We start from the raw sequence: 26,971 nt of genomic DNA on the forward strand, positions 1-26,971 counted from the left end.
CCGGCTTGCCCCCATTTTTCGACCTGAAAATATGAGCCCAACTGTCAGGGTGATATCACCCAACTAGATCTGATAAACATGTAATGAATATCGACAACACTGTAATACGAGCACTACCAGAAACAAAATAAATGGTTATTACGATAGCAAGCATAGTTAAAAGCACGCACAATAAAATACTTGTCGAATATTCAACGCCCTATGGAAAAGGCTTGTCAGTATGTAAAGACTCACCCCCTAAAGCAAATAAAAAACTTGATGTCGAAATCAATATAGATGATGAGTTCATTTGGGGTGAAAACTTGATTCCCTCCACAAAAAACGCACCTTCTATATCCTTCAATCTAGGATTCACATACATCACAGGAGAGTTAATCGCTATTGAGGACGACGGTTGCGGTGTATTAAAAATTGGGGATGCGATAATATTAATTTCTATTGAGCAAAAAAAAATTATCCTGCCCATATTCGTAGATATTATTGCAAAAGAAATATCCATCCACCCAACCAACATATGAGCAAGCGGAAAAACACCAAAAGCTTTCATCTAATATTACCCCACCCTTTGAATCCCTACTCTAGGTTAACGTGATTAAAGCGAACCAATTAAAGAGGAAATATTTATTTTGCAGCCCGCCCCTTTTTAATCAATAGAGATTGAAAACATTCCTTTTGCAAAGCCTCTTTTCATAAAATAAATCCGTCCCCTTTCCCACCAAGCAGGCGCGAGCTAGTGGTAATCGAATGTATAGCGCATCTCACGACAGTATAACATTTAGGATCTACCTAGATGAAACACTAACAACCGCCAAAAATTTTCACCCAACGATGAAATAGATGATGACCATAGAACAGCTTTCAGAAAAGCAACGCGGCATAGTCAACAATTATCTACTAGACTTACTGGAGTCATCATCCTTACAAAACTCTAGTTTTTTGCCAAAAGCTTTAGAAAGCCTAATTAAATCGCATGGCTTTGGCATAGAAATGTCTGGGATATATATAAGCACGGACGAAGATCCAGAAAATATCCCTGAATACCTGAAAGATGGAATTGCTTTTGAATTTATGGATAGCCACGTCACATTGCCATTTAAAGACGCTGCCGCCTTTATCATTTCTTGGTGCGCTACACAAAAACAGGTGGAAGAGCTTAATCTAGACATAACGCTAGAAAAACTTAAGAAAAAATTCAGCTAAACAATTAGAACCAACAAATTAAAAAATAAATCTCGGCAAAAGGGGGCGGAAAACAAAAAAATACGAAATAACGATAAACAACGATGAGTTTCCGGAGCAATTCATCAAACACGCAAACTCATTTATTATCGAATGCAAAATTGACGACTCTAAGCAAGGCTACGCGGACATTCCAGAACTTGAAAAGATAAATTACCCAACCTTTGATAAAATTTTAAAAACCCATCACTATTTAGCGGCCAGCCTTATAAAAGATTGTCTTTATTTCGAGCTTTTTTATTTCTATTTCAAAAATCAGAAATACCTGAACTAGTTATAAATAGCATAAAAGATGTAAAATCAGATGAAATGTCAATTACGATCATGGGTGATACGTATCCAGCTCAGAAAAGTTGATGAACGAAAGGTGTCAGATTTATTTTCCAACTCTAATCAAAAGAGATTGAAATAAGCCCGTCTCCTTTTACACGACCACACTTCGCATACGGAGTCTCGCCGCCCATTAAATGATTTTTTCACCATCTACGGTATAGCGATCATCTCTCCACCATTTCCTCCGCCACCTCATACTTAACCACCACCCGATTCCGATACAACCTCACCCGCTCCACCAACTCCCCCACCTGCCCCTTCTCCCTCACCTCCCGCCAGATCTCATTCTCCCGATAGACCCGCTCCCCCTCCCGCACAAACCGATGCCCTTCCTGAAACACGTGATACCGATACGCCCGCACCTGATCGCATAACAACTCGCCCTCCAGCTGCGTGTCCCCCACATTCAACTTCAACTGAAAACTCCGATCCGTCGGGTTGTGCAGTACCAGGTCAACGTAGTTGTAGAAAATTGCCGCACCGGAACCGAATGGCAGCACTCGCCCCTCATCCGGGAATGGATCGAAGCTGTGGTTGGAGCGTTCAACAACGACCAGCGGCGAGTGAATCGCCATCCAGTGGATCAGGTTGCTCAGTTGGCAGATTCCGCCGCCGATACCGCTGCGTGCTTCGCCGAAGGACAGTTCCATGCCTTCGACGTAGCCGCGTTTGCGGGTTGGGCGGCCGACGAGGCGGCAGAAGGAGAAGTATTCGCCTGGGGCGATGATGAGGCCGTCGATGGCGGCGACGGCGAGTTTCAGGTTGATGACTTTGTTGTGTTGCAGGGCGAGGTCGGAGTCGCCGAGTTTGCGGATGAGTTTCGAGGTGTGTTTGAGGTAGCGAAATGGCAGACGGTCAGCGCCGGCCACAAGGCGTGCGTAGCGTTTGCTGGAGCAGTGCCAGGCGATCTGGCGGAACAGTCTTTTTTGCCACACGCGCAGCCAGTACAGGGCCGGGTGATAGAGGGAAAGTGGTTTCATCCGTGGGGCGACGGCAGGTGCCGTTTCTTCCTTGACGCATCCGAGGAGCACGCAGTTTAGCCTGTGGGCCGGCTTGCGTCGTGCGCGAGATGTCGTGTCTCGAAACACCTCGCCTCACTTCCTGAACAGCAAATTAAGCTTCAACTAAGCTTGCGTCGCTAGCATCCCGGCCCGAGAGACACCTGTCGCCGATCAACCGCGGATGAGCTTCCCGAATGAGCCAGTTTGATTTACCAGCCGTTACGCAGCCGAATTTCAGTCTTGTATTGGTAAATTACAAAACCCCGGACATCACCCGGATGTGCCTGGAGTTGTTGCGTCAGCACGTTCAGGCGCAGCGCATTCCGGTTTGGGTGGTGGACAATGATTCTGCCGACGCCAGTCTGGATTATTTGCGCTCGCTGGACTGGATCAATCTGATCGAACGCTCCTCCCCCGGCAAAGAAGCGGGACATATCGCCCATGGCAAGGCGTTGGATCTGGCGCTGGAAAAAGTTGAAACCGACTATCTGTTTCTGCTGCACACCGACACTTTTGTCTACGACAAGGAAGTCTTCGCGATGATGCTGCGTGAGTGCGCAAAGTCTGCAGACATTGCTGCAGTCGGGTGTGTCGAGCAAATCAATCGCGGGATTGTCAGAGACACTTGGCGACTAACTTCGCGTTTTTGCAAACACTATATTCGCCGGGCGAAAACGGCATTGGGTTTGCGCAGTAAAGAGCCGAAACCTTATCGGGAAACTCACCTCAAAAGTTTTTGCACGTTGTGGAACGCCAGGTTGATGAAGTCTCAGGGACTGCACTTTTGCATGGATGACCGAGTTCCCGGTTATACCCTGCAGGATCGAATGGTCGCTTTGGGCTTCGGCATCAAGCTGCTGTCACCGCGCAAGATTTTCCGCTATCTGGATCACATCCAGGCAGGCACCGTCGCTGCCGCCGGCACCTACGGCAAAAACCACCGTCGTACCAGAATGTACGAGGCCACTCTCAAACGTTTTGAAAAGCAAGCATCGGTTTGATCATGAACACAAAAAGGGCGACCGCAAAGTCGCCCTTTTTTTAATCTGAAATTGTATACATCCGCTCCGAAGAGGTGTTCGCCCAGTGTAATGGCCTGGCAATCCATGCACCGGTAAAGAGCCCTGACACTGGGCGAACGGGAAGGATTTTAATAGAAGTTGGCGGATATGTCGTCATACACAAAGGTAAATTTTATGTACGAATAAGTTAATAGATATTTATCGACGAAATCCTTTCGTGAAACTTTCAAAGCACGGCTCAGCTCATTTCAGATGATTGTTCTCATACAATAATTTGTACAAGAACAATCATCTTGTAGAGTTAATACTCAGCTTTCATGCTGACTGGTCACTTTTAATACATCGGTATAAGTGACAACTACGCTCTGCCCTACTTTCAGATCTTTCAGCTTGGCTTGGATTTCAGGCTTTTTCACGTCGAGGGTTTTCGACTGACCCTGCGGGTTTTCCAGGGTCACCTGATTATTCTTCAAATCAATTTTGGTGATTTTCAGTTGCACCTGAATCTGGCGATAGGCCTCGCCGCCCGGGTTTTCGCTGCCCGGCGCCTTGCGCAGCTCGCCGCTACGCTCGACGGTGCCAGGCAGACCTTTATCCACATCGGTATCGAGGTAAGCCGCCACCGAGCGTTGTACTTCGACTTTTACCAGATCGCCGACTTGAAGATTGGCGAGGTTTTTCGCCTTGTCGCTGAGCTGGACGTGAACCTGACGACCTTCTGCACCTTCGAGCACGACCTGATGGTTGGCCGCATCGACGGCCAGCACTTTGGTGGTGACCTGATCGGCCTCAAGGGTGGCGGACAGCGGAATGTCCGCCGCCATGGCAACGAAGCTGGTGACGGACAGAACGGTTGCAAGGGTGATGGCCTTGGCCAGAGCGTGGAGCTTCATAAGCGGTACTTTCCCTGTAGTGAATGGCAGCAACCGGCGCCAACGCGTGTTTGGCGCCGAATGTGCCACTGAGCATAGACGCTGTTCAGGGCTTGGCTTTCGATTCTGCCGCAGCAGTCTCTTGCGCAGTGGATTCGCCACTGGCGGTGCCCTTGCCGCTGTCCTTGCGTTGCTTGGGGTCGGTCGGGCGCAGGGCGTCGTTATCGCGCTCGGTCTCTCCCGGTGGCCGGGGTTCATCGGGATGTTCACTGGGGGATACGGGTTTCATGGGAGTGCTCCTCAGGCGTCAGGGTCATCCAGTTCATTGGCGACATTCGCGGCGGGCGAATTCTTGTGCAGGTCATCGGCCTTGGCGCGCAGGATCTGCCACTGCTCCAGATCGATCGCGCCTTGACCGAGCAGATCGTCGGCGATGCGTTGCAGGTCGAAATAGTGAGCGTCGGGGGACTGCTGCCAGTAGGTCTGATCGTCGAACAGGCGCTGCCAGGTGCTGAGGTCTGGGGGTTGCAGGTCGTCGCTCATGGCTAATCCTCCACGGGTAATAGTTTGTAGAGGCTGCGCAATGAAACGGAGTTCAACCCAATCCCTGTAGGAGCTGCCGCAGGCTGCGATCTTTTGACTTTGATTTTTACAAACAGGAGCAAAAGATCGCAGTATTCGGCAGCTCCTACATGAATGGCAATCAGCAGTCAGTACCCGGTCATTTCCAGATAGCCGCGCCCGCCATGGCTGCCGCTGATCTGCACCGGGCCCTCCCAATAAGGAATGCGCAGGTTCATCCAGGCCTTGGGGTTGAGCGCGTCGAGACTGATGTCGAGGTGTTTGTCGGGAATGCTGATCGACCAGCGCACCGGCATCGTGTGCCCGGCAACTTTTGCGGTGTTTTGCGGCGTGAGTTTGATCTGCTCAGCGTGCAAAGTTTCAGTCTGGCCGTCGGCGTTGATCCAGGTGCCGGTCAGATACGGTGCGCCATCGGTTTGTCGGGTGCGAAACAGCATCAGCGATTCACCGCTGTCCAGATGCAGGGAAAACCAGTCCCAACCGGTCTGATTGGCCGCCAGCGGCTGGCTGCTCCACTCACGGTCCAGCCATGCCGGGCCACTGACGGTGTAGGTCTGGCCGTCGATTTGCAGGGTGCCGCTGGCCTGAAAGAACGGCTGACTGTAGTAGTACGAGGCCTGGCCCTGTGCGGATTTGCGGCTGAAGCCGTTGTCGCCCTGCAACACCAGCGGGCGGCTGGAGGTGAGGTGCAGTTGATAGCTGAAGGCTTTGTCGCGGGCACTGAGTTGCACATCCGTCAGCGGATCCTGCGCCTCGCTGGCGAAGCGCCAATCATCGATCCACGCCTCGAACGGTGCCACGTTCACCCCGGCTTGCCCCACTCCGCCCCGGGCATAGCGCTCGGCGGCATGGTGCGCGGTGGCCGACGTCACCGCGGCATGCCCGAGCCAGATCGTCTGGTTGGCCCAGCCCGGTTGCTCTGCCGCAGGTTTCAGGGCGCTGCGAAACAGCGTCCATTGCACACCGAAATCGTGGCCCTGCTGATCCTTGAGATTGGCGGTGACGTACCACCACTCGATACGAAATCCATCGTGGGCGCCGTGATCCGCCGGGAAGCTGAATACCCGCCCCGGCACCACAGCGGTGAACTGCGCAGCCTGATCGCCAAGTCCGGCGAAGCCCTTCTGCTCAGGCACAGGCTGATCGCAACCGGCCAACAGCAGCAGCGCGAACAGCAGCGCAACCCGGTTAATCCTCATGGGCAAACGTCCTCAGCAGATCCGCCGGTTGCGTGCGGTACAACGAATACAGCGGCCACGCCGAGGCCAACAGCGTTGCCAGCAGCGCCAGCCCGAGCAACTGCAGCAGTTGCAGCGGAAAAACCCGCAACGGCAAACGCCAGCCGAACGCCTGCACATTGATCACCGCGTCCAGACACCACGCCAACGCGATCCCCAGCGGCAACGCCAGCACCAGCGTCAGCAGCGCGAGCAACCAGGTCTGGCCGAGGTTGAGCAGCATCAACTGCCGGCGCGTCACGCCCAAGGCCCACAACGGCGCCAGTTGCCCGAGACGGCTCTGGCTTTGGGTCAGCAGGCTGATGAACAGCGCCACACCGGCCACCGCCAAAGTGAGGCTGTTGAGCGCGGCGGTGGCGGCGAAAGTGCGTTCGAACACTTGCACCGACCAGCCCTTGAGCCGCGCCTGATCCACGATGCGGCTGTCATCGAGCTGAAAGCGCGTTTGCAGCGCAGTCAAAAACCACGGGATGTCCGGCGGCGCGATACGCAGGTTGAAACGGTTCGGCGTCAGCGTCGGCCACAGGCGCAGCAGGTGGTTGCTGTTGACCAACAGATGGCCCTTGGGATTGCCGTAATCGGCGTAGATGCCGACGATGCGCGGTGACCACGGCCCGCCCGGCGTCGGCACGCTCAGATGATCCCCCGCGCGAACCTTCAGCCGTCGCGCCAGTTGTTCGCTGAGCATCACCGCATCGTCCGTCGCCAGGTGCGCCCACGGATCACCGGCGATCGCCTCGAGCAACGGCCAGTGCTGCCGGTAATAAGGATGATCGATCACCCCGAAGACATCAGCCGGCCAGCCTTGCAGGGTCACCGCGACTTGCCAGTTGGGCAGCACCGCGCTGACGTTCGGCTGTTGTTTGAGCCAGACGTACATCTCGCGCGATTGCGCCGGATTCACCGGGTTGAGGTACAGCTCGGCACTCAGGCGTTGTTCGAGCCAGTCGTTGAAGGTCTGGCGAAAACCGGCGGTCATGCTGCCCGCGCCGATGTTTGCCGCCAGCGCCAGCAACAGCGCCATCAGCGCCAGACTCAGTGCCGGTAACTGTTGGCGGCAATCAGCAAGAAACCACTGACCCAGCACCGAACGACTGCGCCCAAGCAATCGATTGAGCACCGCGCTGAGCACCACCGGCAACGCCAGTGCGGCACCGAGCAGCAACCCGGCCATCAACACAAAACCACTGCTCAGGCTGTCGCCGAACAGCAGCGCCAGCAGCGCGATCACGCCCAATAGCACCGCCAGCCAACCCTGACGGCGCAACCAGCGCGCATGTTGCTGATGCCAGGCCTGTGGGTCCGCCACCGCCAATAGCGGCAAACGTGCCGCCCGCAACAGACTGTTGGCGCCGGCCAGCAACGCGCCGAACAGACTCAGACCAATACCGCTGAACCACCACCACGGACTCAGGCGTAACTGCCCCGCCACTTCCGCGCCGTATAAACCACGCAGGCTGGCGGCGACATCCGACAGCAATACGCTCGCCAGCCAGTAACCGCTGACGACGCCGAACACCCCGCCAATCAACGCCAGCACACCGAGTTCGACGATCAGGCTGCCGATCAGCATCCGCGCACTGACCCCGCAGGCACGCAAGGTGCGCAGCAGGCCACGACGCTGCTCCAGCGCCAGACCGATGGCCGCGTGCACGATGAACAGCCCGACCACGAACGAGAGAAATCCCAAGGCATCAAGATTCAGGTGGAAGCTCTCGGTCAGGCGCGCCAGATTGTTTTCCTCGGCGCTGCTTTTGAGCTGCAACCGGCCATTGAACGCGGCCGGCAACTCGGCGTGAAAATCCTTGGGCAGCAACAAGCGTGACACTTGCCCGGGTTGCTCCAGCAGACTCTGCGCGACGCCAATGTCCACCAGCAACACGCCCGGCGCCATGTCCTTTTGTACCTGCAGCGGCGGCAGGTTTTGGCCGTTGACGGCCTGGGGTGTTGCGCCTTCGCTGAGGTTCAGGGCCTGCAAGGTCTCAGGCGAAATCCACGTAACGCCCGGCGACGAGAAGAACGCGACGATGCGCTCGATCGGCATCACCTGTCCGGCCACGGCGGAATCCACAGGCAGCGACACCGGTTCGATGCCCATCAGTTGCAGGCGCTGATCCGGGTGATCCTTGAGTACCAGCCGCCCCTGCAGCAGCGGCGAGACCGGCCAGCCCTGGCGGCGCAGGTCAACGAACCATTGCTGGGTAAACGTCGCGCCATTGGGCGTAGCAAGGCTGGCCTGCGGTTCGCCGCCAATCATCTGGCTCGCCCGGGCGTAACTGTCGCGGGCCTGACTGTTCAGCGCCTCGACGCCGGTCAACAGACTGGTGGCCAGCCACAACCCCGTCAGCACACTGAAGAACTGCACCGGATGCCGCCGCCAATGGCTGAGCAGCGCACGCAGGGTTTGCCAGAACACGTTCACGTCAGACGGCCCTTGGACAACACCACCCGCTGCGCCAGTCGCGCCGCCACGCGTGGGCTGTGCGTGACCATCAGCAGCGTGGTCGGCGTGTCGTCGAGCAACTCCAGCAACAGGCGCAGCACTTCATCGCTGGTGGCTTCGTCGAGGCTGCCGGTGGGTTCGTCGGCCAGCAGCAGTTTCGGTCGCGACGCCAACGCCCGGGCCAATGCAACCCGCTGCTGCTGGCCGCCCGACAGTTGTTCGGGATAACGCGTGAGCAAATCACCCAAACCCAGGCGCTGCACCAGATGCGCTTGCCAGCGCGGGTCATGGCGCTCGGCCAAGCGCGCCTGAAACGCCAGATTGTCCTCGACCCGCAGGCTGCCGATCAGGTTGAACTGCTGGAACACCAGACCGATTTCGGTACGGCGCCAGTCGGCCAGTTGCGCTTCGTTCATCTGCTCCAGCCGATGCTCGCCGCTGTGGATGCTGCCGCGATCAACCTTGTCGAGGCCGGCGATCAGGTGCAGCAAAGTGCTTTTGCCACTGCCGGATTCGCCCATCAGCGCCAGGCTGCCGCCGGGTTCGAGCGTCAGGTCGACGCCTTGCAGCACGGGCAATGAGCCTTGGGGAGTGAGGTAACTTTTGAAGACGCCTTGAACCTGAAGCATGCCGCCATCCGTTGGATCAGTGTGGGGCAAGGATAGCGGATTGCGGGCTGATCAAATCACTGGTGTTCGCACTGGCCCCATCGCTGGCAAGCCAGCCCCCACAGGGATTGGGGTTGTCCACAAACACCAGGTTCACCCTGAAACACTGTGGGAGCTGGCTTGCCAGCGATGAGGCCAGTGAACCCGACACAACGCTCAATCCCCGGTCGCCACACTGGTCGCTGCCTCCCCCGGCGTGACAATGGTGTTCAGATCAATGTGCTTCCACTCAGGCCTGGCCCCCAGCCGCGCATTGAAGCGGTAGTTGAAGGTGAAATCGTCCGCCGTCGGCAGCGTCAGCGGTTTGCCATATACCGCCTCGATGCCCGCCAGGTCGTAACCCATCAGCTGCAGCAGCGTCGGGAAAATGTTGTAGTGACTCGAACGGTCCTTGTTCACCGGTAATGACTGCGCCCAATCCGGGCCGTGCAGTTGATCGCCCTGAATCACCACCAGCGGCACCAGCCCCTCCTCCTCCACCGGATCACCACCGCAGTGGGTATTGAGCCCGGGATTGCCGCGCTCATGCAGGTCCTGGCCGTGATCGGAGGTGTAGATCAGCAGCGCATTGTTCAGCCTGGCCTGGGCAAATACCCGGGCGAAAAACTCGCCCACGTTCCATAACACCGTGTTCTTGTAGGCGTTGCGGTACAACAGCCAATCGTCCGGCTGGCCGTTGAAACCGTCGCGTTTGCCGGTATCGGCGACTTCGGTGAACTGCCCGCGCGGCAGGGTCGGACGGTAGGCCATGAAGGCGTCGGGGTACTTGTCGTGCACCGGGAAATGCGCGCCGACTTTATTGATCACCACCAGCTCCGGCTGATCGTCGTTGAGCAGCTCGATCAGCTTCGCGGCGGCAGCCATGTCACGGTCTCGGACGCTGGTCTGGTCAAACTGCACGAACTCGTCGATGTCCTTTTTCTCGGTGTCGGTCATCAGGTTCTGCAGATTGCCGGCGGTGCGCTGGGCGTCGATGTACACCGTGCGCAACCCGGCCTTTTTCGCGTACTGCCAGATCGACGGCAGCGTGCTGTTGATCCGTATGTAGTCGGCACGCGTACCGCCGTAACGCAACGTAACGTTGGTATCAGCGCTGCAGTTGGCAATGGACGCGGCGTAGCCGTAGTTGAAAATCTCGACCCCCGGATGCGCCTGCTTGAGGTTGCTGTGCACCCCGAACGGCGCGTTGATGTCCAGGTAATTGCCGGAGATGCTTTCGTCGATAATCAACACGATGTCGTGATTGACCGTCGCAGCGCTGCGCGCCAGCGTCACGGGCTCACGCGGACCGACCGTGTTGTGCAGCGCTTCATAGGTGAACAGGTTCAGATAGGCCAGCGGCGTGTACATGATCGGCAAGCCCCGCGCCCCCTCGCCCGCCCGCAGGAACAACACCGCGCTCAACAGCAGCACACCACACACCGGCGCCGCCACTCGCAATGCATTGGGCACTGCCAGCGCATGCCGCGGTTTGAGCCCGATGCCGAACAGCAACAGCAGGCCGCTGAGCACGCCATGAATGATCGCGTCGCGATACTGGTAAGCGGCTTCCTGAATGAAGCCGCCAGAGTAAACCAGCGAGACAAAGCTGCTGTAGCTCAGGTAATCCGCGGTGACCCGGGTATAAACATCGAAAAACACTGCCGAGACAAACAGTGTTATTGCGAACAAGTGGCGAATGAGAGCTTGACGAATATACGCCGTTAGATATAACGCCAAAGTAAGCGCCAAAAACATCGCGCCAAAAAGAAGTACAGCAAAACCTGCGCCGATAGCATTTAACCGATCAATGTAATATTCGGAGTAAAGCAGCAAGTAAATAAATAAAAGTAATTCTTTGGCATATCTGAACATGGCGATACCGCTCGCGCAAAACGGCAGGGAGTCAAAGGTTTGTCGGTCAGAACCTGACACTAGCACCCGGCCATCAAAGCGCAAGAATTGACTGTTTTTTTCACAAAGCGTCAAAAAACCGGTGACTCAAATCTGACACACACGAAACGCTAGAAGCCTTTAAATTAAAGACTTACAACCGTTTATCGCTTATTTTGAATCTGAACAAATCTGCAAAAAATCAACAAATCCAATCGCAGCAATGACTTGATGGCCAATCGCCAAAAAGCGCTCAAGTGTTATACAGGTGCAACATGTCATTTTGCTGACACGCTTTCCAAACCCTGCGCTATACCCCTTTTACAGTCTTCTTCCGAACTTCTTCTTTTCGCTCTATCGAGGGTGCGCAGATGGACGTGAGCGTATTTGGCACCGGCTATGTCGGATTAATTCAAGCCGCCGCACTTGCCGATGTGGGACATCGGGTTTTATGTGTCGATATTGACCCGAACAAGATTAAACAACTGCAACAAGCCGTGCCGCCTATTAGCGAACCGGGCTTATCCGCTGCACTGGAAGAAAACATCAAGGCTGGCCGTCTGCTGTTCAGCACCCAGGCCAGCGACGCAGTGGAGCATGCCGAGTTGATCTTCATCGCCGTAGGCACCCCCGCCGATGAGGACGGTTCCGCCGACCTGACCCATGTGCTCAACGTCGCCCGGCAGATCGCCTCGCACATGGAGGCCGATCGCACCCTGATCATCAAGTCCACGGTGCCGGTCGGCACGGCGGATCAGGTCGCCGCCAAGGCCTGCGAAGAATTGCAGCGCCGCGGCCGCAGCAGCCTCCAGGTGAGGGTGGTGTCCAACCCCGAATTCCTCAAGGAAGGCAGCGCCCTCGCCGATTGCATGCGCCCGGACCGGATCATCATTGGCACCCGCGATGACGCGGCCCGCGAACAGATGAGCGAGCTGTACGCGCCGTTCTGCCGCAACCACGAAAAACTGATGTTCATGGACAACCGCAGCGCCGAGCTGACCAAGTACGCGGCCAACGCGATGCTCGCTACGCGTATCAGCTTCATGAACGAGCTGGCCAATCTCACTGAATTGCTGGGCGCCGACATCGAAGCGGTGCGCAAAGGCATCGGCTCCGATCCGCGCATTGGTTACCACTTCATCTACCCCGGTTGCGGCTTCGGCGGTTCGTGCTTTCCCAAGGATCTGCGCGCCCTGCTGCACACCGCCGAACACAACGGCATGCCGCTGAAACTGCTGCGCAGCGTCACTGACGTCAACGACAGCCAGCGGCACATTCTTTTCAGCAAACTCAAGGCGCAGTTTCCGCAAGGCCTGGCTGGCAAGTCGATCGCGATCTGGGGCCTGGCGTTCAAACCCAATACCGATGACATGCGCGAGGCCCCCAGCCGCTACCTGATGGATGCGCTGTGGGCCGAAGGCGCGAGCGTGCAGGCCTACGATCCGGAGGCCATGTCCGAATGCCGGCGCCTGTACGGCTATCGCGACGATCTGCACTTGTGCGCCACCCGCGACGACACCCTCGAAGATGCCGATGCGCTGGTGATCTGCACCGAATGGAAGAATTTCCGCGTGGTGGATTTCGAGCTGCTGGCGAGCAAGTTGCGCTCCAAAGTGATTGTCGACGGTCGCAACCTCTACAACCCGGAACACGTGGCCGCCGCCGGTTTGCATTACAGCGGCATCGGCCTGCGCCACATCGCACCCGAAGGACTGCGCCCATGAAAATCCTGGTCACCGGCGCAGCCGGCTTCATTGGTGCCCATTGCGTGTTGCGGCTGATGCGCGACGGACATGCGGTGGTCGGCCTGGATAATTTCAACGGCTACTACGACCCGCAGCTCAAACACGATCGGGTGCAATGGGTGCGCGATCAGGTCGGGCACTTCCCGCTGGCACGCATTGATCTGGCCGACGCCGCCGCGATCGAAGCGTTGTTTGTCCGCGAGCAACCGCAGGTGGTGATCCACCTCGCAGCGCAAGCCGGGGTGCGCTACTCGCTGGAAAATCCGAAAGCCTATCTGGACAGCAACCTCTGCGGCTTCCTGAACATTCTCGAAGGCTGCCGGCACCATCCGGTGGAGCACTTGATCTACGCCTCATCGAGTTCGGTCTACGGCGCCAACCAGCACACCCCGTATTCGGTGCACGACGGTGTCAATCACCCGCTGTCGCTGTACGCCGCGACCAAAAAAGCCAATGAGCTGATGGCCCACAGTTACAGCCACCTGTTCGGCATTCCCAGCACCGGCCTGCGCTTTTTCACGGTGTATGGCCCTTGGGGGCGGCCTGACATGTCGCCCATCCAGTTTGCCCGGGCGATCACCGAAGGCACACCGCTGAAACTGTTCAACTACGGCGAGCACCAGCGCGACTTCACCTACATAGACGACATCGTCGAAAGCATTGCGCGCCTCACCGACCATCCGCCACACAGCCACCCGGAGTGGGATCGCGAGCACCCCGACGCCGGCAGCAGCATGGCCCCGTGGTGCCTGTTCAACATCGGCGGCCACCACCCGGTGGAGCTGAAAACCTACCTGGCGCTGATGGAAAAGCACCTCGGCCAGAAAGCCATTGTCGAGCTCTTGCCCCTGCAACCGGGCGATGTGCTCAACACCTGTGCCGAGACCGATGATCTGGCCCAGGCCACCGGGTTCCAGCCCCGGATCGAGCTGGATGAAGGACTGGGGCGTTTCATCGCCTGGTTTCGCGACTACTACCCCACTGCCTATCGCCCACGCGCCGCTCGCGGCTGAACATCAGCGGAGGACCCCATGACTGGACATGAACAAGGTGTACCGATCAACCAGATGCGCCGTGACAAGCGCATGGATCCCGAGCACCGAATGCGCCTCGATTCCGCCATCCACAGGCAGGGCCGTGGCTGGTTGACCGGCCGTGACGGTGGCCGGCCATGGACGCTGTCCCGCACCAACCGGGTATTGGCCTGCGTCGGTGCGCTGGTGCTGCTGGTGGTGTTCTCGCCGCTGCTGCTGGGCCTGGCACTAGCCATCAAATTCACCAGCCCGGGACCGGTGATGTTCGTGCAGAAACGCACCGGTTATCGCGGCCGCACCTTCGGCATGTACAAGTTCCGCACCATGGTCTGCAACGCCGAAGAGCTGAAGGAATCGCTGCGTCACCTCAACAAGCACGGGGTCGACGCCATCGATTTCAAGATCGACAAGGACCCACGCATCACCGGTATCGGCGGTTTCCTGCGGCGCACCAGCCTCGATGAACTGCCCAACCTGTTCAACGTGGTGAGCGGTGACATGCGCCTGGTCGGCCCGCGGCCGACCTCGTTCAACGCCTACCGCTACAAGGACAATCACCTCGCGCGCCTGAGCATCTACCCCGGCATGACCGGCCTGTGGCAGATCTCCGGACGCAGCAACATCGACTTCGACCAGCGCGTTGAGTTGGACCTCAGCTACATCGCCGAGCAAAGCCTTTTGCTTGATCTGAAGATCTTGTTGAAAACCCCTTTCAAAGTATTCAGCGGCCACGGAGCAAGCTAATGGACGGTTCAACCAACAAAAGCCTGAGCATTGCCAACCCCAGCGAATCGAACCTGATTTCGACCGTGCTGGATCTGGATCTGCGGATCCTGTTCCTGACCGCCGCCAACCCCGGCGCCGGTACCACCACCAGCGCGTTGGCGCTGGCCAGCCAACTGGCGCAGATGAGCAGCGGCCAGGTGCTACTGGTCGACGCCAGCCAGTCGGCGGGCAGCCTCACGCAGCAATTGAACCTGGGCAAGGAGCGCGGCCTGCGCGACCTGCTGTTCAACCCGGACAACCCGCCGCTGTTGCAAGATTGCGTGGTGCAGGTTTCCAGCCTGCCGTTCCACGTGCTGCCCAACGGCCGGCCGATCCGCACCCTGGAGCACTTGACCGCCGAGCGCCTGAGCCCGCTGCTCGACCGCTTGGGCACGCAGTATCGCTTCGTGGTGATCGACGGTGACGCGGTGTATTCCGCCGCCGACACGCTGGTGCTCGCCACTCAGGTCGATGGCGTGGTGTTCGTGGTCCGCGCTGAGGACACCCGCTGGGAAGTCGCCCAGGCCGCCGTGCAACGCCTGACCCAGGCCGGGGCAAAAGTGGTCGGCAGCGTATTCAACCGGCGCAAGTACTACATGCCCAAGTGGCTCTACAAAAACCTGTAAGCAAACGCGAGGGATGACGCCATGAACGCCAAGATACTGGTTCTGCTGATGCTGCCGCTTGCAGGCTGCTCGAGCAATTCCGAAACCCAGCACATGCCGGTGAACATTCTCACCGCCACCCCGGCCAACGCCCAGGCCACCGATATGCCGAAGATCGAGCAGACCTTGCGCCCGCAAGACGTGCTGGATGTGATCTTCCACATCAGCACCAGCGGCTCGGATGCCTATCGCGTGCAGTCGGGTGACCAGATCGGCCTGAACTTCACCGCCGCCAGCCAGCTCAATGGCAACCAGTTGGTGCTGCCCGACGGCACCATCAACCTGCCCGGCGCCAACACCTCGGTGAAAATCGCCGGCCTGACCGCCGATGAGGCGCGCGATGAAATCCAGCGTGCCTACCAGCGCAAACAGCTGTTCCAGCCCAACCGCAATCAACTGACGGTGCAGGTCATCAGCCCGCTGACCAATGAGCAGAACCTGAAAAGCGCGCTGAATCACCCGGCCACCGGCATGAGCCGCGAGATCACCGTGGGCAACGACGGTTATGCGAGCTTTCCGGAAATCGGCGCCGTGCCGCTGCAAGGCATGACCATCAATCAACTGGAAACCTTCCTCAACCAGAAGTACGCGCAATTGCCGGGGCGGATGAGCGTCGATGTGATGCTCAAGTCCACCGCTGGCAACGAGATCTACGTGCTGGGCGAGGTCGGCCAACCGGGCTCCTACCCGATCCGCCGTCCAGTGTCGGTGCTTGAAGCACTGACCCTGGCGCGCGGCACCAACGTCAAGGCGCGTCTGGACTCGGTGGTGATCATGCGCCGCAACGGCAATCAGGTGCAGGCCGTGCACTACGACGTGGAAAAAGCCCTGTCGGGCGACGCGTCGCAGATCGCCTACCTGCAACCGGACGACATGCTGTTCGTGCCAAAAACCAAACTGGCGAGTGCCGGCGATCTGGCCCGGCAACTGGCCGATGTGGTGCTGTTCCAGGGCGTGGGTTTCAGCTTCGGCTACCGCGTCGACAACAAAGGCAGTAACAACAACTGACTCTCAGGTGACCGATCATGAATCCAAAGGAAAACTACCTGCATGAGTTCTTCAGGATCTTCTTCGCCAACAAGCAGCTGGTGAAACGGGTCTTCCTGATCTTTGCAGTCATCGCGTTGGTACTGCCGCTGGTGCTCAAGCAGAGCTTCGATATCACCGCCCAGGTGATCGTGCAGTCGAAAAAACTCTCTCAGGGTGACGCCACCACGTCACTGACGGTCGATAACGCCACCTTCATTCCGCCGTCGCTGGCGGACATGGAAACCGAAAGCAACATCCTGCGGTCCCCGGCGCTGATCCGCCAGACCATCAGCGAGCTACGCGACAAGGGCGAGTACGACCCGCCTGTGGGCGTATTCGCCAAACTGGTGAGCAACCCGTTCCGCCGTTACGTCTCTTCGCCGCTGCGTGAGTACGTGATCAATCCCCTGCGCAACATGCTCGGGCTGCAAACCGATCCGGTACGTGACACGGTGCTCGATGGCTTGACGCAAGATGCGATCGACAGCCTGAAGATCGAGACCCTGCCCGGCTCCAACGTGATCTCGATCATCTACAGCTTCCCGGATCCGCATCAGGGCACGACCTTCGTCAGCGCCTTGTTGCAGAACTATCTGGTCAGCCGTCAGGCGCTGCAGTCGATCGACCTGCCGCAGTCTTTCTACGAAACCAAGAAGCACTTGTATCAGGTGCGTCTCGACGGGCTGGAAGGTAATCGGCAAGCGCTGCTGGAAAGTGTTGCATCGTCCGATCCGAAGGAAGAAATCACCTTCCGCCTGAACGCGATCAATACCGAAGAGCAGGCCCTGAACCTGTATCAGGATCGCCTGTTGCAGAGCCAGCGCTGGCTCGAATACCTGAAAACCGCGCTGACGGCCGCCAGCAGCAACAAGCTCAACGACTACACCTTCCCCTTCACCTTCACCACCACCGTCGATAACGTGGCATTCGAGGATCGGGAAATCAAACAGTTGGGCGAGCAACTGACCACTCAGGTCAGCCGCTACATGAATGACCTCGCCGTGTTCCAGCCCGGCAGCGAGCCGATGCTGCTGACCCGTGAGCAGATTGCCCGCACCCGCCAGCAGTTCCTTAAAGTGGTGAGCAACCGCATTCAGGAACGCACCAATGACCTGGCCGTGGTGCAACAGGTGATCGATCAGAAAACCGCGCGCATCGCCGAGTTCAAGAACCGCATCCACACCTTGCAACAGACCCAGAGCAAGCTGCGGCAGATGGACACGGAAATCGACGCGCTGCACACGGCGTTCTCGACCTATGCGCAACGCTTCGCCGAAAGCAGCACCGCCGGTTCGCTCAACGATGACCTGTCGAACGCCAAAGTGCTCAGCCCGCCGTTTGAGCCAACCGAGCCGGCGTTCCCCAAACCGCTGCTGATCATCCCGTTCGGGCTGTTCACCGGTCTGCTGCTGGCGATTGCCCTGGTCTATGTGCGTGAGTTCTTCGATCACCGGTTCAAACACCCGGCGCAAATCACCCACGAACTGGGCCTGCCGGTGTTGCTGGTGATCAACGACGAGAACGTGCTGCCGAGCAATCCGCACAAGAACTGGACCGTGCCAAGCTTCGTGCACTGGGTGCGCAATTGAACACGCCCTCCACCCCGAATGCCGCGCTGCCGATCATTCACTTGCTCAGCAGCGGCGGCTTCTATGGGGCCGAGCGCATGTTGCTCGATCACTGCCTGGCGACACCGGGGCAGCACCAGGTGCTGTTTCTCGATGCACCGCCAGCGTTGATCGCGCGCTTTCGCGAGGCCGGGGTGGACTGTCGTGGTTGTGCCGGGCTGGGTGAGTTGTTGCGCCACCTGCGGGCCCGGCGCAGCGAACGGCCGCTGATCAACACTCACAACTTCAAGGGGCTGTTGTTCGGCTGGGTCGGCGCGACGCTGTTGCGTTTGCCGCTGGTCATCACCCAGCACGGCTTCACCCCGCGCAGCCGCAAACAGAAGTTCTACACCTGGCTGAGTCTGCAGTTGTGCCGCACCGCCTCGGTGGATCGGGTGGTGTGCGTGGCCGAGAGCATCGCGGTATTGCATCGTCAGGCCAGCGTGCAAGCTGAAAAGCTGCAGGTGATCCCCAACGGTTTACCCGCTGCCGCCGCGCGGGTCAGCAACGTTGACCGCCAGCGCTGGCTGGCCGGTTATGTCGGGCGCTTGAGCAGCGAGAAAGGCCCGGACCTGTTTCTCGATGCCCTGATTCCGCTGTGTCACCAGCATCCGCAACTGGACGCGGTGATGCTCGGCGACGGTCCGGAACGAGAGGCGCTGCAGGCGCGGATCGACGCCGCAGGTTTGCAGCAACGAATTCGTCTGCCCGGCTACCAGACCGCCATGCAGCCGTGGTGGCAGCAACTCGATGCGCTGGTGATCAGCTCGCGCACCGAAGGCACGCCGATGATTCTGCTCGAAGCGATGCAGAGCGGCGTGCCGGTGGTGGCGTTTGCGGTCGGCGGCATTCCCGATGTACTCGAACACCGGCACAACGGCTTGCTGGCGACACCCGCCGCCAGCGCCGACCTCGCCCGCCAGCTCGATAACCTGCTGAACGAGCCGAACCTGGCTCGGCAATTGTGTGACAACGCAAAGCGTACGCAACAGGATCGCTACGACCTCAAGGCTCTGGCCGAACGCTGGTCGCAGCTGTACATCCGCACGGCACGGGAGGCACGCGCATGATTTTCCCGCTCTCGATCGTCACGCTGCTCGGTCTGGTGTGCATCGGTCTGCTCGCCAGCCCTTATCCATTTCTCGCACCCGGCGCGGTCATTGGCCTGGTGGGGTTCACGGTGTTGTACCGCAAGCCGACCTGGGGCCTGCTGGGCATTGCCGCGCTGGTACCGTTTGAAGGTTTCTTCAAGGACAGTGCGCTGTCCGGAAGCAAACTGATCGGCGCCTCGCTGGCGGTGATCGTGATGCTGCAACTGGCCCTGCACCAGATTCCCGGCGAGCGCCTGCGCAGCAATATCTGGCGGTTTCTGCTGTGGTTTCTGGTCCTGTATTTCCTCAGCCTGCTCAACACCGATGACGTGAGCATGTCGTTGGGACACCTGCGCGAACTGAGCGTCGGCCTGATCCTGTTTGTCATTACCCTGTTGATCGGCCGTGAACTGAATCTTGACCTGTTTGCCCGACTGGTGACCCTGAGCGTCAGTGCCACCTGCGCCATGGCGATGTTCTCGACCAAATTCCAGGATCAAGGCCGCGCCGCCGGGCTGCTGGAGGACCCCAACGCCTTCGCCCTGCTGATCGCCTTCGCCATTCCGCTGGGCCTGCTGCTGGTGATTCGGGGGCCTAACCTGCTGCACCGCTTGTTCTGGGGCGCTTGCTGCCTGCTGCTGCTCGGTGGCATGACCAAGACCGAATCGCGCTCCGGGCTGGTGGTGGTGGCCTTGAGTCTGCTGATCGGTTGCTGGCACTACCGCGCGCAACTGACGCGGATTCGCCCTCGGCACCTGGGCTTCGCCATGCTCGGTGCAGCCATCGTGATCCCGCTGGCAATCTACGCGATGCCCGCCGGCTACGCCGCGCGCATTCAGTCGCTGAGTATTCTCAGTGCCGGCTCCAAGGCCCAGGATGAATCCCTCGGCCGCCGCGCCTCGTACATCGTGGTCGGCGGGCAGATGATCCGCGAGAACCCGCTGCTCGGTTCCGGCCCCGGCACCTTCCCGCTGCACTACGCGACCACCGGCTACGCCAAGGCGTTTTCCGCCAACCGCAAGATCGGCGACCTGTACCGCCGTGCCCACAACACCTACCTGGAAATCTTCAGTGAACTGGGGATTCCTGCCGGCCTGCTGTTCGTCGGTATGCTCGGCCTGGGCCTGTACAACCTGATTCGCGCACGCGCCGCGTGGATGCTGCGGCGCGATTGGCAACAGGCAAATCTGATGACCCACCTCGGCGTGAGCTTCCTGTCGCTGACCCTGTTCCTGATGTTCCTCAGCGCGCCGAACCAGAAATACGTGTGGATCATGCTCGCGCTGACCAGCGTCCTGCGCCTCAAGGCCGAGCAGGCGCCACTGACCGAGGCAAGGACATGAGACGGATCAGCATCATCATCCCGATGTTCAACGAGGCCCGGCACATTGGCCGCACGCTGCTGGCCGCGCAAAAAGCCGCACATGCAGCCGATGTCGAGTGCGAGTTGATCGTGGTCGACAACGGTTCGAGCGACGACGGCCCGCACATCGCCCGCCAGTTCGGTGCACAGGTGCTGGTGCTGCCGGGCCTGCTGATCGGTGCGCTGCGCAATCGCGGCGCGCTGCTGGCAAGCGGCGAGTGGATAGCATTCATTGATGCCGACGTCGAGATGCCCGAAGACTGGCTCAAGCCCTTGTTCGAGCTGCAAGCCGAAGGTCAGGCCGATGTGTTCGGTCTGGACCTGCACACCCCCGCTGCCGCGCCATGGTACGCCGCTGCCTGGCAACGGCGCACGCTGCGCCCGTCCAGCCAGAGCTCGCACCCGGTGGACTGGCTACCCAGCTCCAACCTGCTGATGCGCCGGCGCTGGTTCGACAAGGTCGGCGGTTTCGACGAACACCTGCGCACTGGCGAGGACAAGGAATTCACCCTGCGCCTGCGCGACAACGGCGCCGTATTGCTCTCGATCAACAACAACGTCGCCCTGCACTGGGGCTACGAAATGAACTGGCGCGAGTGGATGGGCAAGGAAATGTGGCGCCAGGGCAGTCATCTGCAACTGCTGCGCACCCACGGGTTCAGCCTGCGCCTGCTGCGTTTTCCGTTGCTGTCGATTGCGGTGTGGATCCTCGATTTCCTGGCGATTTCAGCGTTGCTCGACGGCTTCCCGCATCACGCCGCGACCATGGTCGCGTTGACCCTTCTGCCGGGGCTGGTACTGAGCGTGCGGCAGAGTATCAAACACCGCGACATCGGCCTGACCCTGCAACTATGGGGCCTGCACTGGGTGCGTCTGCACCTGGCGGGCGCCGCGTTCATTCTCAGTCTGTGTCATTGGAATGCCAGGAGGCCTGCCCGTGGCTGAATTCATTTTCTGGCTATGCCTGCTGCTGCCGGTGTACGCCTACCTTGGCTACCCGCTGCTGCTGACTGTGCTGGCGCCGCTGTTTCCGGCCTGGCGCCACAGCCCGGCGCCGCCGCTGAATATCAGCATCGTGATCGCCGCGCACAACGAGGCGAGGCACATCGAGCACAAATTGCGCACGCTGCTGGCGCAGGACTATCAGCCGGCCACGCTGCAGATCATCCTCGCCAGCGACGGCTCGACCGACGACACCGTGGCCTGTGCGCACAAGGTGGTCGATTCGCGCATCACCGTGCTCGATCTGCCGCGCCAGGGCAAAGCGGCAACGCTGAACGCCGGGGCGGCGCTGGCGACCGGCGATATCCTGGTGTTCACCGATGCCGATAACCAATGGTCGCGGGAAACCCTCGGCTACCTGCTCGCGCCCCTCAGTGACCCGAATGTCGGCGCCTGCGCCGGGCACATGGTGATTCCGGTGACCGGTGGCGGCTTGAGCGTCGGCGACAGTCTGTACCGGCATTACGAGGGCTGGCTGCGCCGGGTGGAGAATCGCACCGGTTGCATGGTCTCGGCAGACGGCGCCCTGCTCGCCCTGCGCCGCGAGCTGTTCCAGAGCGTACCGGCGGAGGTCAATGACGACTTCTTTCTCAGCACCTGCGCGCCGGTCGCCTTCAAGCGCATTGTCTATGTGCCCGAGGCGCAGGTGATCGACCACGGTGTCGACGAAGCGGATAAACAATTCCGCCGCCGTCAACGCGTCACCGTCGGTGGCCTGCAAAGCCTCGCCCAGCGCCGTGAACTGCTCAACCCGCTCAAACATGGCTTGTATTCGATTGCGCTGATCAGCCACAAGCTGATCCGCCGCCTGGCACCGATCCTCCTGCTGCCACTGCTGCTGAGCAATTTCTGGCTGTGGGAGGACCACGGATTCTATCGACTGGCCCTGATCGCCCAACTGTTCGGTTACGCCGTGGCGATTGCCGGACTGCTGGATTCACAACACCGGTTACCCAAACCGTTTCGCCTTGCGGCATTTCTGCTGGTCACGCTGGCAGGCATGAGCATCGGCCTGTGGCAGTTCCTGCGCGGCCAGCGTTACGCCCAGTGGAATCCTGAACAAAACCGTTGAAAGGAGCGAAGCCATGGCGATCAAACAATTAATAAAACGCACCAGTGGCTGGCTTTACCTCAATTCCCCGGTGGGACGTAATCAGCTGCACGGCGCCGGGGTGATCCTGATGTTGCACCGGGTGCTGGCCAACGACCGCGCCGCCGACCTGCCGCACCGCAATGAGCTGTGTGTCGGACCGAAAGCCTTCGAGCACCTGCTGGTGTGGCTGCGCCGACACTTCGATTGCGTGCCGCTGATGGACATCCTTGCGCCCACCTCACTGCGCAGCGACCGCCCACGGGTGGCGCTGACGTTCGACGACGGCTGGCGCGACAACGCGGTCAATGCGTTCCCGCTGCTGCAAAAACATCAGGTGCCGGCGAGCATCTTTCTCTCCACCGACTTCATCGGCAGCCGTCAGCGCTTCTGGTGGGAAAGCCTTGGCGAGACCCTGTGGGGCAGCCATGGCGAAAAGGCCCGCATGCACTTGATCGAATACCTGCACATGATCCACCACCCACTGCCGGTACTGGTCGATGACATCGATGTCGACCGCCGCAGCCTGTCGCTGCTGCATTACCTGCAAAGCCTCAAAGACCTTGAACCGGCGATGCTCGAACGCCTGACTGACGAATGTCCGCCCGAAGCGCAGCCGCAAGCGCTGGACTGGCATCAGGTGCGGGCGCTGGAAGCCTCGGGGCTGGTGCGTTTCGGCCCGCACGGCGCCAGCCACGCGATCCTCACGGAACTGGACGATGTGCGCCTGAGCGAAGAAATCCGCCGCAGCCGCGACGCCTTGAACAACGGCTGCAACCGGCCACTGCCGGTGTATTGCTACCCCAACGGCAACAACGACGACCGTGTGCGCAAGCAGATGGCTGCCCACGATTACCCGTTCGCGCTGGGCACCGGCACCGGCATCTATCGCGGCGAAGGCGATCCACTGAACCTGCCACGTTTCGGCGTCAGTCAACGCACCGCGCGTAATCCCGAGCTGCTGTCGTGGCGCATCTTTCGTGGAAACCGGCCATGAGCCGCAGCCATTACCTCAAGCATCTGGCGCTGAGCATGGGCACCAAACTGGCGATGATCGCCTTGCGTTTGCTGCGCAACGTGCTGCTGGCGCGGATCCTCGGCCCCAGTGAGCGCGGGTTGTTTGCGCTGCTCAGCACCTTGCCCGATCTGATCAGCGCTGCCACCAGTGGCGGGTTGAATTCAGCCGTCGGTTATCAGGCCGCCAAGCAACGGCCGATGGGGCTGCTGCTGAGTCAGGTGCTGGTGTTCGGATGCTTGCTCGCCGGCCTGTTGACCTTGTTGGTGGTGGCGCTGGTGCGTGAGTTCGGCAGTGAACTGGATGTCACCGTGCAGCTCGGTCTGCTGGCCTGGCTGTTACTGCTGGCGGTACCGCTGACCGTGCTGAAAAGCGGTCTGCTGACCCTGCACAACGCCTCCGGTGGCGTGGTCGCGTTCAACGCCTTGCGCCTGACCGAATCGCTGGCGCCGCTGCTGCTGTTTCTCGCGCTGTTCTGGATGTGGAAAAGCGCGGCACTGGAAGCGGCGTTGATCAGTTGGCTGGCCGGAATCAGCCTGGTGGTGCTGGCCGGTTGGGTCTGGCTCAAACGCGCGCAACCGCTGCACCTGCAATGGGATCGCGCCAGCCAGAACGAACTGCTGCGCTACAGCGCGCGCAGCCATCCGGATCTGCTGTTCCAGCAGGTGATTCTGCGCTCGGACTACCTGTTCATCGGCGCTCTGCTCGGCAGCACCGCGCTGGGTCATTATGCGATGGCCAGCGCCGCCGCCGAACTGCTGCTGATCGTCCCGGAAGCGGTGACCACGCCGCTGATGAAACGCCTGCTGCAACAGGACGAAGGCATGGACAAGGTCACCCCGCTGGCCCTGCGCCTGACCGCCACAGTGATGCTCGGCGCGTGCCTGAGCATGGCCGTGATCGGCAACTGGCTGATCGTCACCCTGTTCGGCATCGCTTACCAACCGGCGTATCCGGCGCTGCTCGCCTTGCTGCCGGGGCTGCTCGGGCTGTGCTACGCGAGCATCCTGCGTCTGGACCTGCTGGGGAAAAACCGCCCCGGTACGGTGTCGCTGCTGATGGGCCTCGGCGCCCTGCTCAATCTGGCGCTGAACCTGGTGTTGATTCCGGCCTACGGCATCGTCGGCGCAGCAGCGGCGTCGTCGATTGCCTATCTGGCGGTGACGGTGGCGATGCTGGTGTTGTACTGCCGTTTGAGCGGCGTGGCGTTCTGGCAAACCCTGATCATCCTGCCCAGTGACATCCCGCCGATGTGGCAGATGCTGCACCGGAAGGCCGCATGAACCGCCTGGTCCTGCTGCTCGGTCTCGGCCTGTCGCTGGACGCCTTTGCCGCGTCGATGCGCTGGGGCGAAATCCGCGACGGCAGCCTGTATCTGCAAGCCGACCGCCCGGACAGCGTGACCGTGCGCTGGACTCCGGCGTGGCAGGCCGACGCCAACGAAGAGCATCTGTACCTGCTCGACGGCCAGGGCAAACTGCAGGGCGAACGCTTGATCAAGGCCAGCGAAACCCGCGGCACCCAGAGCTGGCCGTTGCTGCCCGGCGCTGCCAGTTATCGCCTGGAAATCCCTGGCTACAGCTTCCGCAATTATCGGGTCGAACACGATGAGCACACGGTGGCGCTGTTCGAGCCGGCCAAGGTGCATTTCAGCGCGCAGACACAGAACGGCGACGAGTTGTATTTCAAGGTGGCGCCAGGGGAACACGCGGTGCTGGCCGGCAAGTTTCATGGCGGGGTCAACGCGCTGCAGGCGCAACGCGTGGGCGATGATCAGCCACTGACGCTGGCGCTCAAACCCTATCGCGCCTACTGGCAGTTCGATCAACTGGCGTTGCCGGTCAGCGAACGCGAACAGGTCTGGCGTCTGCGCCTGCAAGGCAGCGGCAAAGCGGCGTTCTGGCTCGACGGCACGGCCAATCGGTTTGCGCAGACGCCGCAGCAACTCAAACCTGTGCGCGAAGAGACCGGCCAGATCCACCTGACCCTGCACGACAAAATCCTCGGACGCACCCCGGATCTGGGCATCGCCCTGCCCTACGTGATGCCGCCCGCCAGTAGCCATGCGGTGCTGGATGCGTTGAAAGCGACCGCCGCCAGTTACTACAGCTTTGTCGATGTCACGGCGAAGAATCCGCACTTCGAAGACGCGTTCCGCAAGGTTTATCAGGAGCGCTTCGGCATCCGTCAGGACATCACCCTGCTCGCCGGCAGCCAGCGTCAGGCCGATCTGCGCGCCGACGTGCAAAGCAATGGCGGGCTCGACGCGTGGCTGGCCGGCACCCGCGCCTTGGGCGGCACGGGCACGCACTACATCGGTTTTGCCGATGAGCCGAACCTCAACTATTCGAGCTTCGAGCAATACCGGGCGATTTTCGCCAGCATGGCCAGGCAAGTACGCAGCGATCCAGCGAATGCCAGGGCCGGCGTGCGCATCGCCATGCCGGCCAGTTCGCGGCTGGTCAACGGGCCGTTCGCCGATAACGCGGCAGACAAGCGTGGCATTGACTGGGCGCGGCGCTTGCTCGGTGAATCCGCCGGGCAGATCGACGCGCTGGCGTGGCACGAATGGATGATCCGCGATCTGCTTGCCACCCGGGTCTACCGCGACAGCGTGCGCCGCGCTGCCGAACTGGTTGGCCTCGACGCTCGCGGCCAACCGCGCAAGGCTTTGCTGCTGGATCAGACCAACCTGTCCAGCGGCTCCAGCCTCAGCCCCTACGATCAGGAAACCCGCTACGCCGCGCTGTGGTGGACGTCGGTGGTGATCAACGCCTCGCAGGACGGTTTGCTGAGCATGCTCAACTGGTTTCAGGCCGCCGATGAACCGGAATACCCCAAAGGCATGATCCGGGTCCTGGGCGCTGAGGGTTTCGAGCTGAAACCGGTGGGGCTGGCCCAGCAGTTCATCGCGCAGCACTGGCTGCATCAGGTGCTGTGGCTGGAGAACGACGGCTTTGAAGTCGATGTGCTGGCGATGGCCGGCGACGACCAGCGTGGCCTGCTCGGTGTGAACAAGGGCACGCGTTTGCAGCGGGTCGACCTGAGTGGCGTCAAGTGCCCACTCAACAACGGTGCGTTGCGTTACTTCGGCACGGACAACCGCAGCCGCGATGCGCCATTCGCCTGCCGCGACGGACGCGTCAGCTTCGACTTGCCAGGGGAAACCCTGTTCGCCCTGAGCTGGAGCGCGTCATGAACCCGAATTTCAGACAATGCATGGCGAAAACAAAATTGTGGCGAGGGAGCTTGCTCCCGCCGGGCTGCGAAGCAGCCCCAATACTTGCGACCCCAT

At 59.9% G+C, this 26,971-nt stretch carries 24 protein-coding genes; 16 read left to right on the forward strand and 8 right to left on the reverse strand.

Going from position 1 to position 26,971, the window contains the following annotated elements; genetic code table 11:
- Nucleotides 1-131: 131 nt before the first annotated feature.
- Both HXW87_RS20415 and HXW87_RS20420 read left to right on the forward strand, forming a co-directional pair.
- On the forward strand, nt 132-518 hold the full coding sequence (locus HXW87_RS20415) for a hypothetical protein (RefSeq protein ID WP_182404598.1): 387 nt from the start codon (nt 132-134) through the stop codon (nt 516-518).
- A gap of 319 nt (nt 519-837) precedes the next feature.
- Nucleotides 838-1,200, forward strand: coding sequence for a hypothetical protein (locus tag HXW87_RS20420; RefSeq protein WP_182403921.1), 363 nt, complete (start codon nt 838-840; stop codon nt 1,198-1,200).
- Between the two features lie 536 nt (nt 1,201-1,736).
- On the opposite strand, the gene HXW87_RS20425 is transcribed toward HXW87_RS20420, so the two are convergent.
- Nucleotides 1,737-2,552, reverse strand: coding sequence for a VanW family protein (locus tag HXW87_RS20425; protein ID WP_047293371.1), 816 nt, complete (start codon nt 2,550-2,552; stop codon nt 1,737-1,739).
- A 215-nt stretch (nt 2,553-2,767) separates the two neighbouring features.
- On the opposite strand from HXW87_RS20425, the gene HXW87_RS20430 reads away from it, so the two are divergent.
- Nucleotides 2,768-3,574, forward strand: coding sequence for a glycosyltransferase (locus HXW87_RS20430; protein WP_047293370.1), 807 nt, complete (start codon nt 2,768-2,770; stop codon nt 3,572-3,574).
- Between the two features lie 329 nt (nt 3,575-3,903).
- Here HXW87_RS20430 and HXW87_RS20435 read toward each other — a convergent pair whose 3' ends face one another.
- The 7 genes from HXW87_RS20435 to HXW87_RS20465 all read right to left on the reverse strand — a co-directional run bounded on the left by HXW87_RS20435 (nt 3,904) and on the right by HXW87_RS20465 (nt 11,252).
- A complete protein-coding gene (locus HXW87_RS20435) occupies nt 3,904-4,488 on the reverse strand; it encodes a hypothetical protein (RefSeq protein ID WP_239777619.1) in 585 nt (194 codons plus the stop codon).
- 85 nt (nt 4,489-4,573) lie between these two features.
- Nucleotides 4,574-4,756 (reverse strand): hypothetical protein, encoded by a 183-nt coding sequence (locus HXW87_RS20440; RefSeq protein WP_047293368.1) that lies wholly within the window; start codon nt 4,754-4,756, stop codon nt 4,574-4,576.
- 11 nt (nt 4,757-4,767) lie between these two features.
- On the reverse strand, nt 4,768-5,010 hold the full coding sequence (locus HXW87_RS20445; protein WP_095668849.1) for a hypothetical protein: 243 nt from the start codon (nt 5,008-5,010) through the stop codon (nt 4,768-4,770).
- Nucleotides 5,011-5,177: 167 nt separating this feature from the next.
- A complete protein-coding gene (locus HXW87_RS20450) occupies nt 5,178-6,248 on the reverse strand; it encodes a lipocalin-like domain-containing protein (protein ID WP_239777620.1) in 1,071 nt (356 codons plus the stop codon).
- Nucleotides 6,238-8,709: an ABC transporter permease gene (locus HXW87_RS20455; RefSeq protein ID WP_182401742.1), complete on the reverse strand. Its 2,472-nt coding sequence runs from the start codon at nt 8,707-8,709 to the stop codon at nt 6,238-6,240. Before HXW87_RS20455 ends, HXW87_RS20450 begins: the two co-directional genes overlap by 11 nt.
- Nucleotides 8,706-9,359, reverse strand: a complete 654-nt coding sequence (locus tag HXW87_RS20460; protein ID WP_182401745.1) for an ABC transporter ATP-binding protein — start codon at nt 9,357-9,359, stop codon at nt 8,706-8,708. The genes HXW87_RS20455 and HXW87_RS20460 overlap by 4 nt, the downstream gene beginning before the upstream one ends.
- A gap of 195 nt (nt 9,360-9,554) precedes the next feature.
- Nucleotides 9,555-11,252 (reverse strand): sulfatase-like hydrolase/transferase, encoded by a 1,698-nt coding sequence (locus HXW87_RS20465; RefSeq protein WP_131671241.1) that lies wholly within the window; start codon nt 11,250-11,252, stop codon nt 9,555-9,557.
- A 389-nt stretch (nt 11,253-11,641) separates the two neighbouring features.
- Here HXW87_RS20465 and HXW87_RS20470 point away from each other — a divergent pair, with 389 nt between their 5' ends.
- The 13 genes from HXW87_RS20470 to HXW87_RS20530 are packed head-to-tail and all read left to right on the forward strand — an operon-like array spanning nt 11,642 to nt 26,875.
- Nucleotides 11,642-12,994 (forward strand): UDP-glucose/GDP-mannose dehydrogenase family protein, encoded by a 1,353-nt coding sequence (locus HXW87_RS20470; RefSeq protein ID WP_121186180.1) that lies wholly within the window; start codon nt 11,642-11,644, stop codon nt 12,992-12,994.
- Nucleotides 12,991-14,028 (forward strand): NAD-dependent epimerase, encoded by a 1,038-nt coding sequence (locus HXW87_RS20475; protein WP_097088761.1) that lies wholly within the window; start codon nt 12,991-12,993, stop codon nt 14,026-14,028. Before HXW87_RS20470 ends, HXW87_RS20475 begins: the two co-directional genes overlap by 4 nt.
- Nucleotides 14,029-14,046: 18 nt before the next feature.
- Nucleotides 14,047-14,793, forward strand: coding sequence for a sugar transferase (locus tag HXW87_RS20480; protein WP_239777621.1), 747 nt, complete (start codon nt 14,047-14,049; stop codon nt 14,791-14,793).
- A complete protein-coding gene (locus HXW87_RS20485; protein WP_041066276.1) occupies nt 14,793-15,440 on the forward strand; it encodes a CpsD/CapB family tyrosine-protein kinase in 648 nt (215 codons plus the stop codon). Before HXW87_RS20480 ends, HXW87_RS20485 begins: the two co-directional genes overlap by 1 nt.
- A 21-nt stretch (nt 15,441-15,461) precedes the next feature.
- Nucleotides 15,462-16,487 (forward strand): polysaccharide biosynthesis/export family protein, encoded by a 1,026-nt coding sequence (locus HXW87_RS20490; protein WP_047293356.1) that lies wholly within the window; start codon nt 15,462-15,464, stop codon nt 16,485-16,487.
- A gap of 17 nt (nt 16,488-16,504) precedes the next feature.
- Entirely contained in the window at nt 16,505-18,097 is a 1,593-nt protein-coding gene (locus tag HXW87_RS20495; protein WP_047293354.1) for a Wzz/FepE/Etk N-terminal domain-containing protein, read from the forward strand.
- Entirely contained in the window at nt 18,094-19,185 is a 1,092-nt protein-coding gene (locus HXW87_RS20500; protein ID WP_239777622.1) for a glycosyltransferase family 4 protein, read from the forward strand. The genes HXW87_RS20495 and HXW87_RS20500 overlap by 4 nt, the downstream gene beginning before the upstream one ends.
- Nucleotides 19,182-20,549: an O-antigen ligase family protein gene (locus HXW87_RS20505; protein WP_239777623.1), complete on the forward strand. Its 1,368-nt coding sequence runs from the start codon at nt 19,182-19,184 to the stop codon at nt 20,547-20,549. Before HXW87_RS20500 ends, HXW87_RS20505 begins: the two co-directional genes overlap by 4 nt.
- Complete coding sequence (locus tag HXW87_RS20510) at nt 20,546-21,514, forward strand: glycosyltransferase (RefSeq protein ID WP_239777624.1); 969 nt, start codon at nt 20,546-20,548, stop codon at nt 21,512-21,514. The genes HXW87_RS20505 and HXW87_RS20510 overlap by 4 nt, the downstream gene beginning before the upstream one ends.
- The gene (locus HXW87_RS20515; protein WP_239777625.1) at nt 21,507-22,643 is read left to right on the forward strand and encodes a glycosyltransferase; all 1,137 of its coding nucleotides are present in this window, start codon (nt 21,507-21,509) and stop codon (nt 22,641-22,643) included. The genes HXW87_RS20510 and HXW87_RS20515 overlap by 8 nt, the downstream gene beginning before the upstream one ends.
- A 13-nt stretch (nt 22,644-22,656) precedes the next feature.
- Nucleotides 22,657-23,658, forward strand: a complete 1,002-nt coding sequence (locus HXW87_RS20520; protein ID WP_239777626.1) for a polysaccharide deacetylase family protein — start codon at nt 22,657-22,659, stop codon at nt 23,656-23,658.
- The gene (locus HXW87_RS20525; RefSeq protein ID WP_239777627.1) at nt 23,655-24,959 is read left to right on the forward strand and encodes an oligosaccharide flippase family protein; all 1,305 of its coding nucleotides are present in this window, start codon (nt 23,655-23,657) and stop codon (nt 24,957-24,959) included. Before HXW87_RS20520 ends, HXW87_RS20525 begins: the two co-directional genes overlap by 4 nt.
- A complete protein-coding gene (locus tag HXW87_RS20530; RefSeq protein WP_239777628.1) occupies nt 24,956-26,875 on the forward strand; it encodes a hypothetical protein in 1,920 nt (639 codons plus the stop codon). The genes HXW87_RS20525 and HXW87_RS20530 overlap by 4 nt, the downstream gene beginning before the upstream one ends.
- Nucleotides 26,876-26,971: the final 96 nt, after the last annotated feature.

The organism is Pseudomonas sp. Y5-11 (assembly GCF_022368695.1).
Taxonomy (GTDB): domain Bacteria; phylum Pseudomonadota; class Gammaproteobacteria; order Pseudomonadales; family Pseudomonadaceae; genus Aquipseudomonas; species Aquipseudomonas parakoreensis.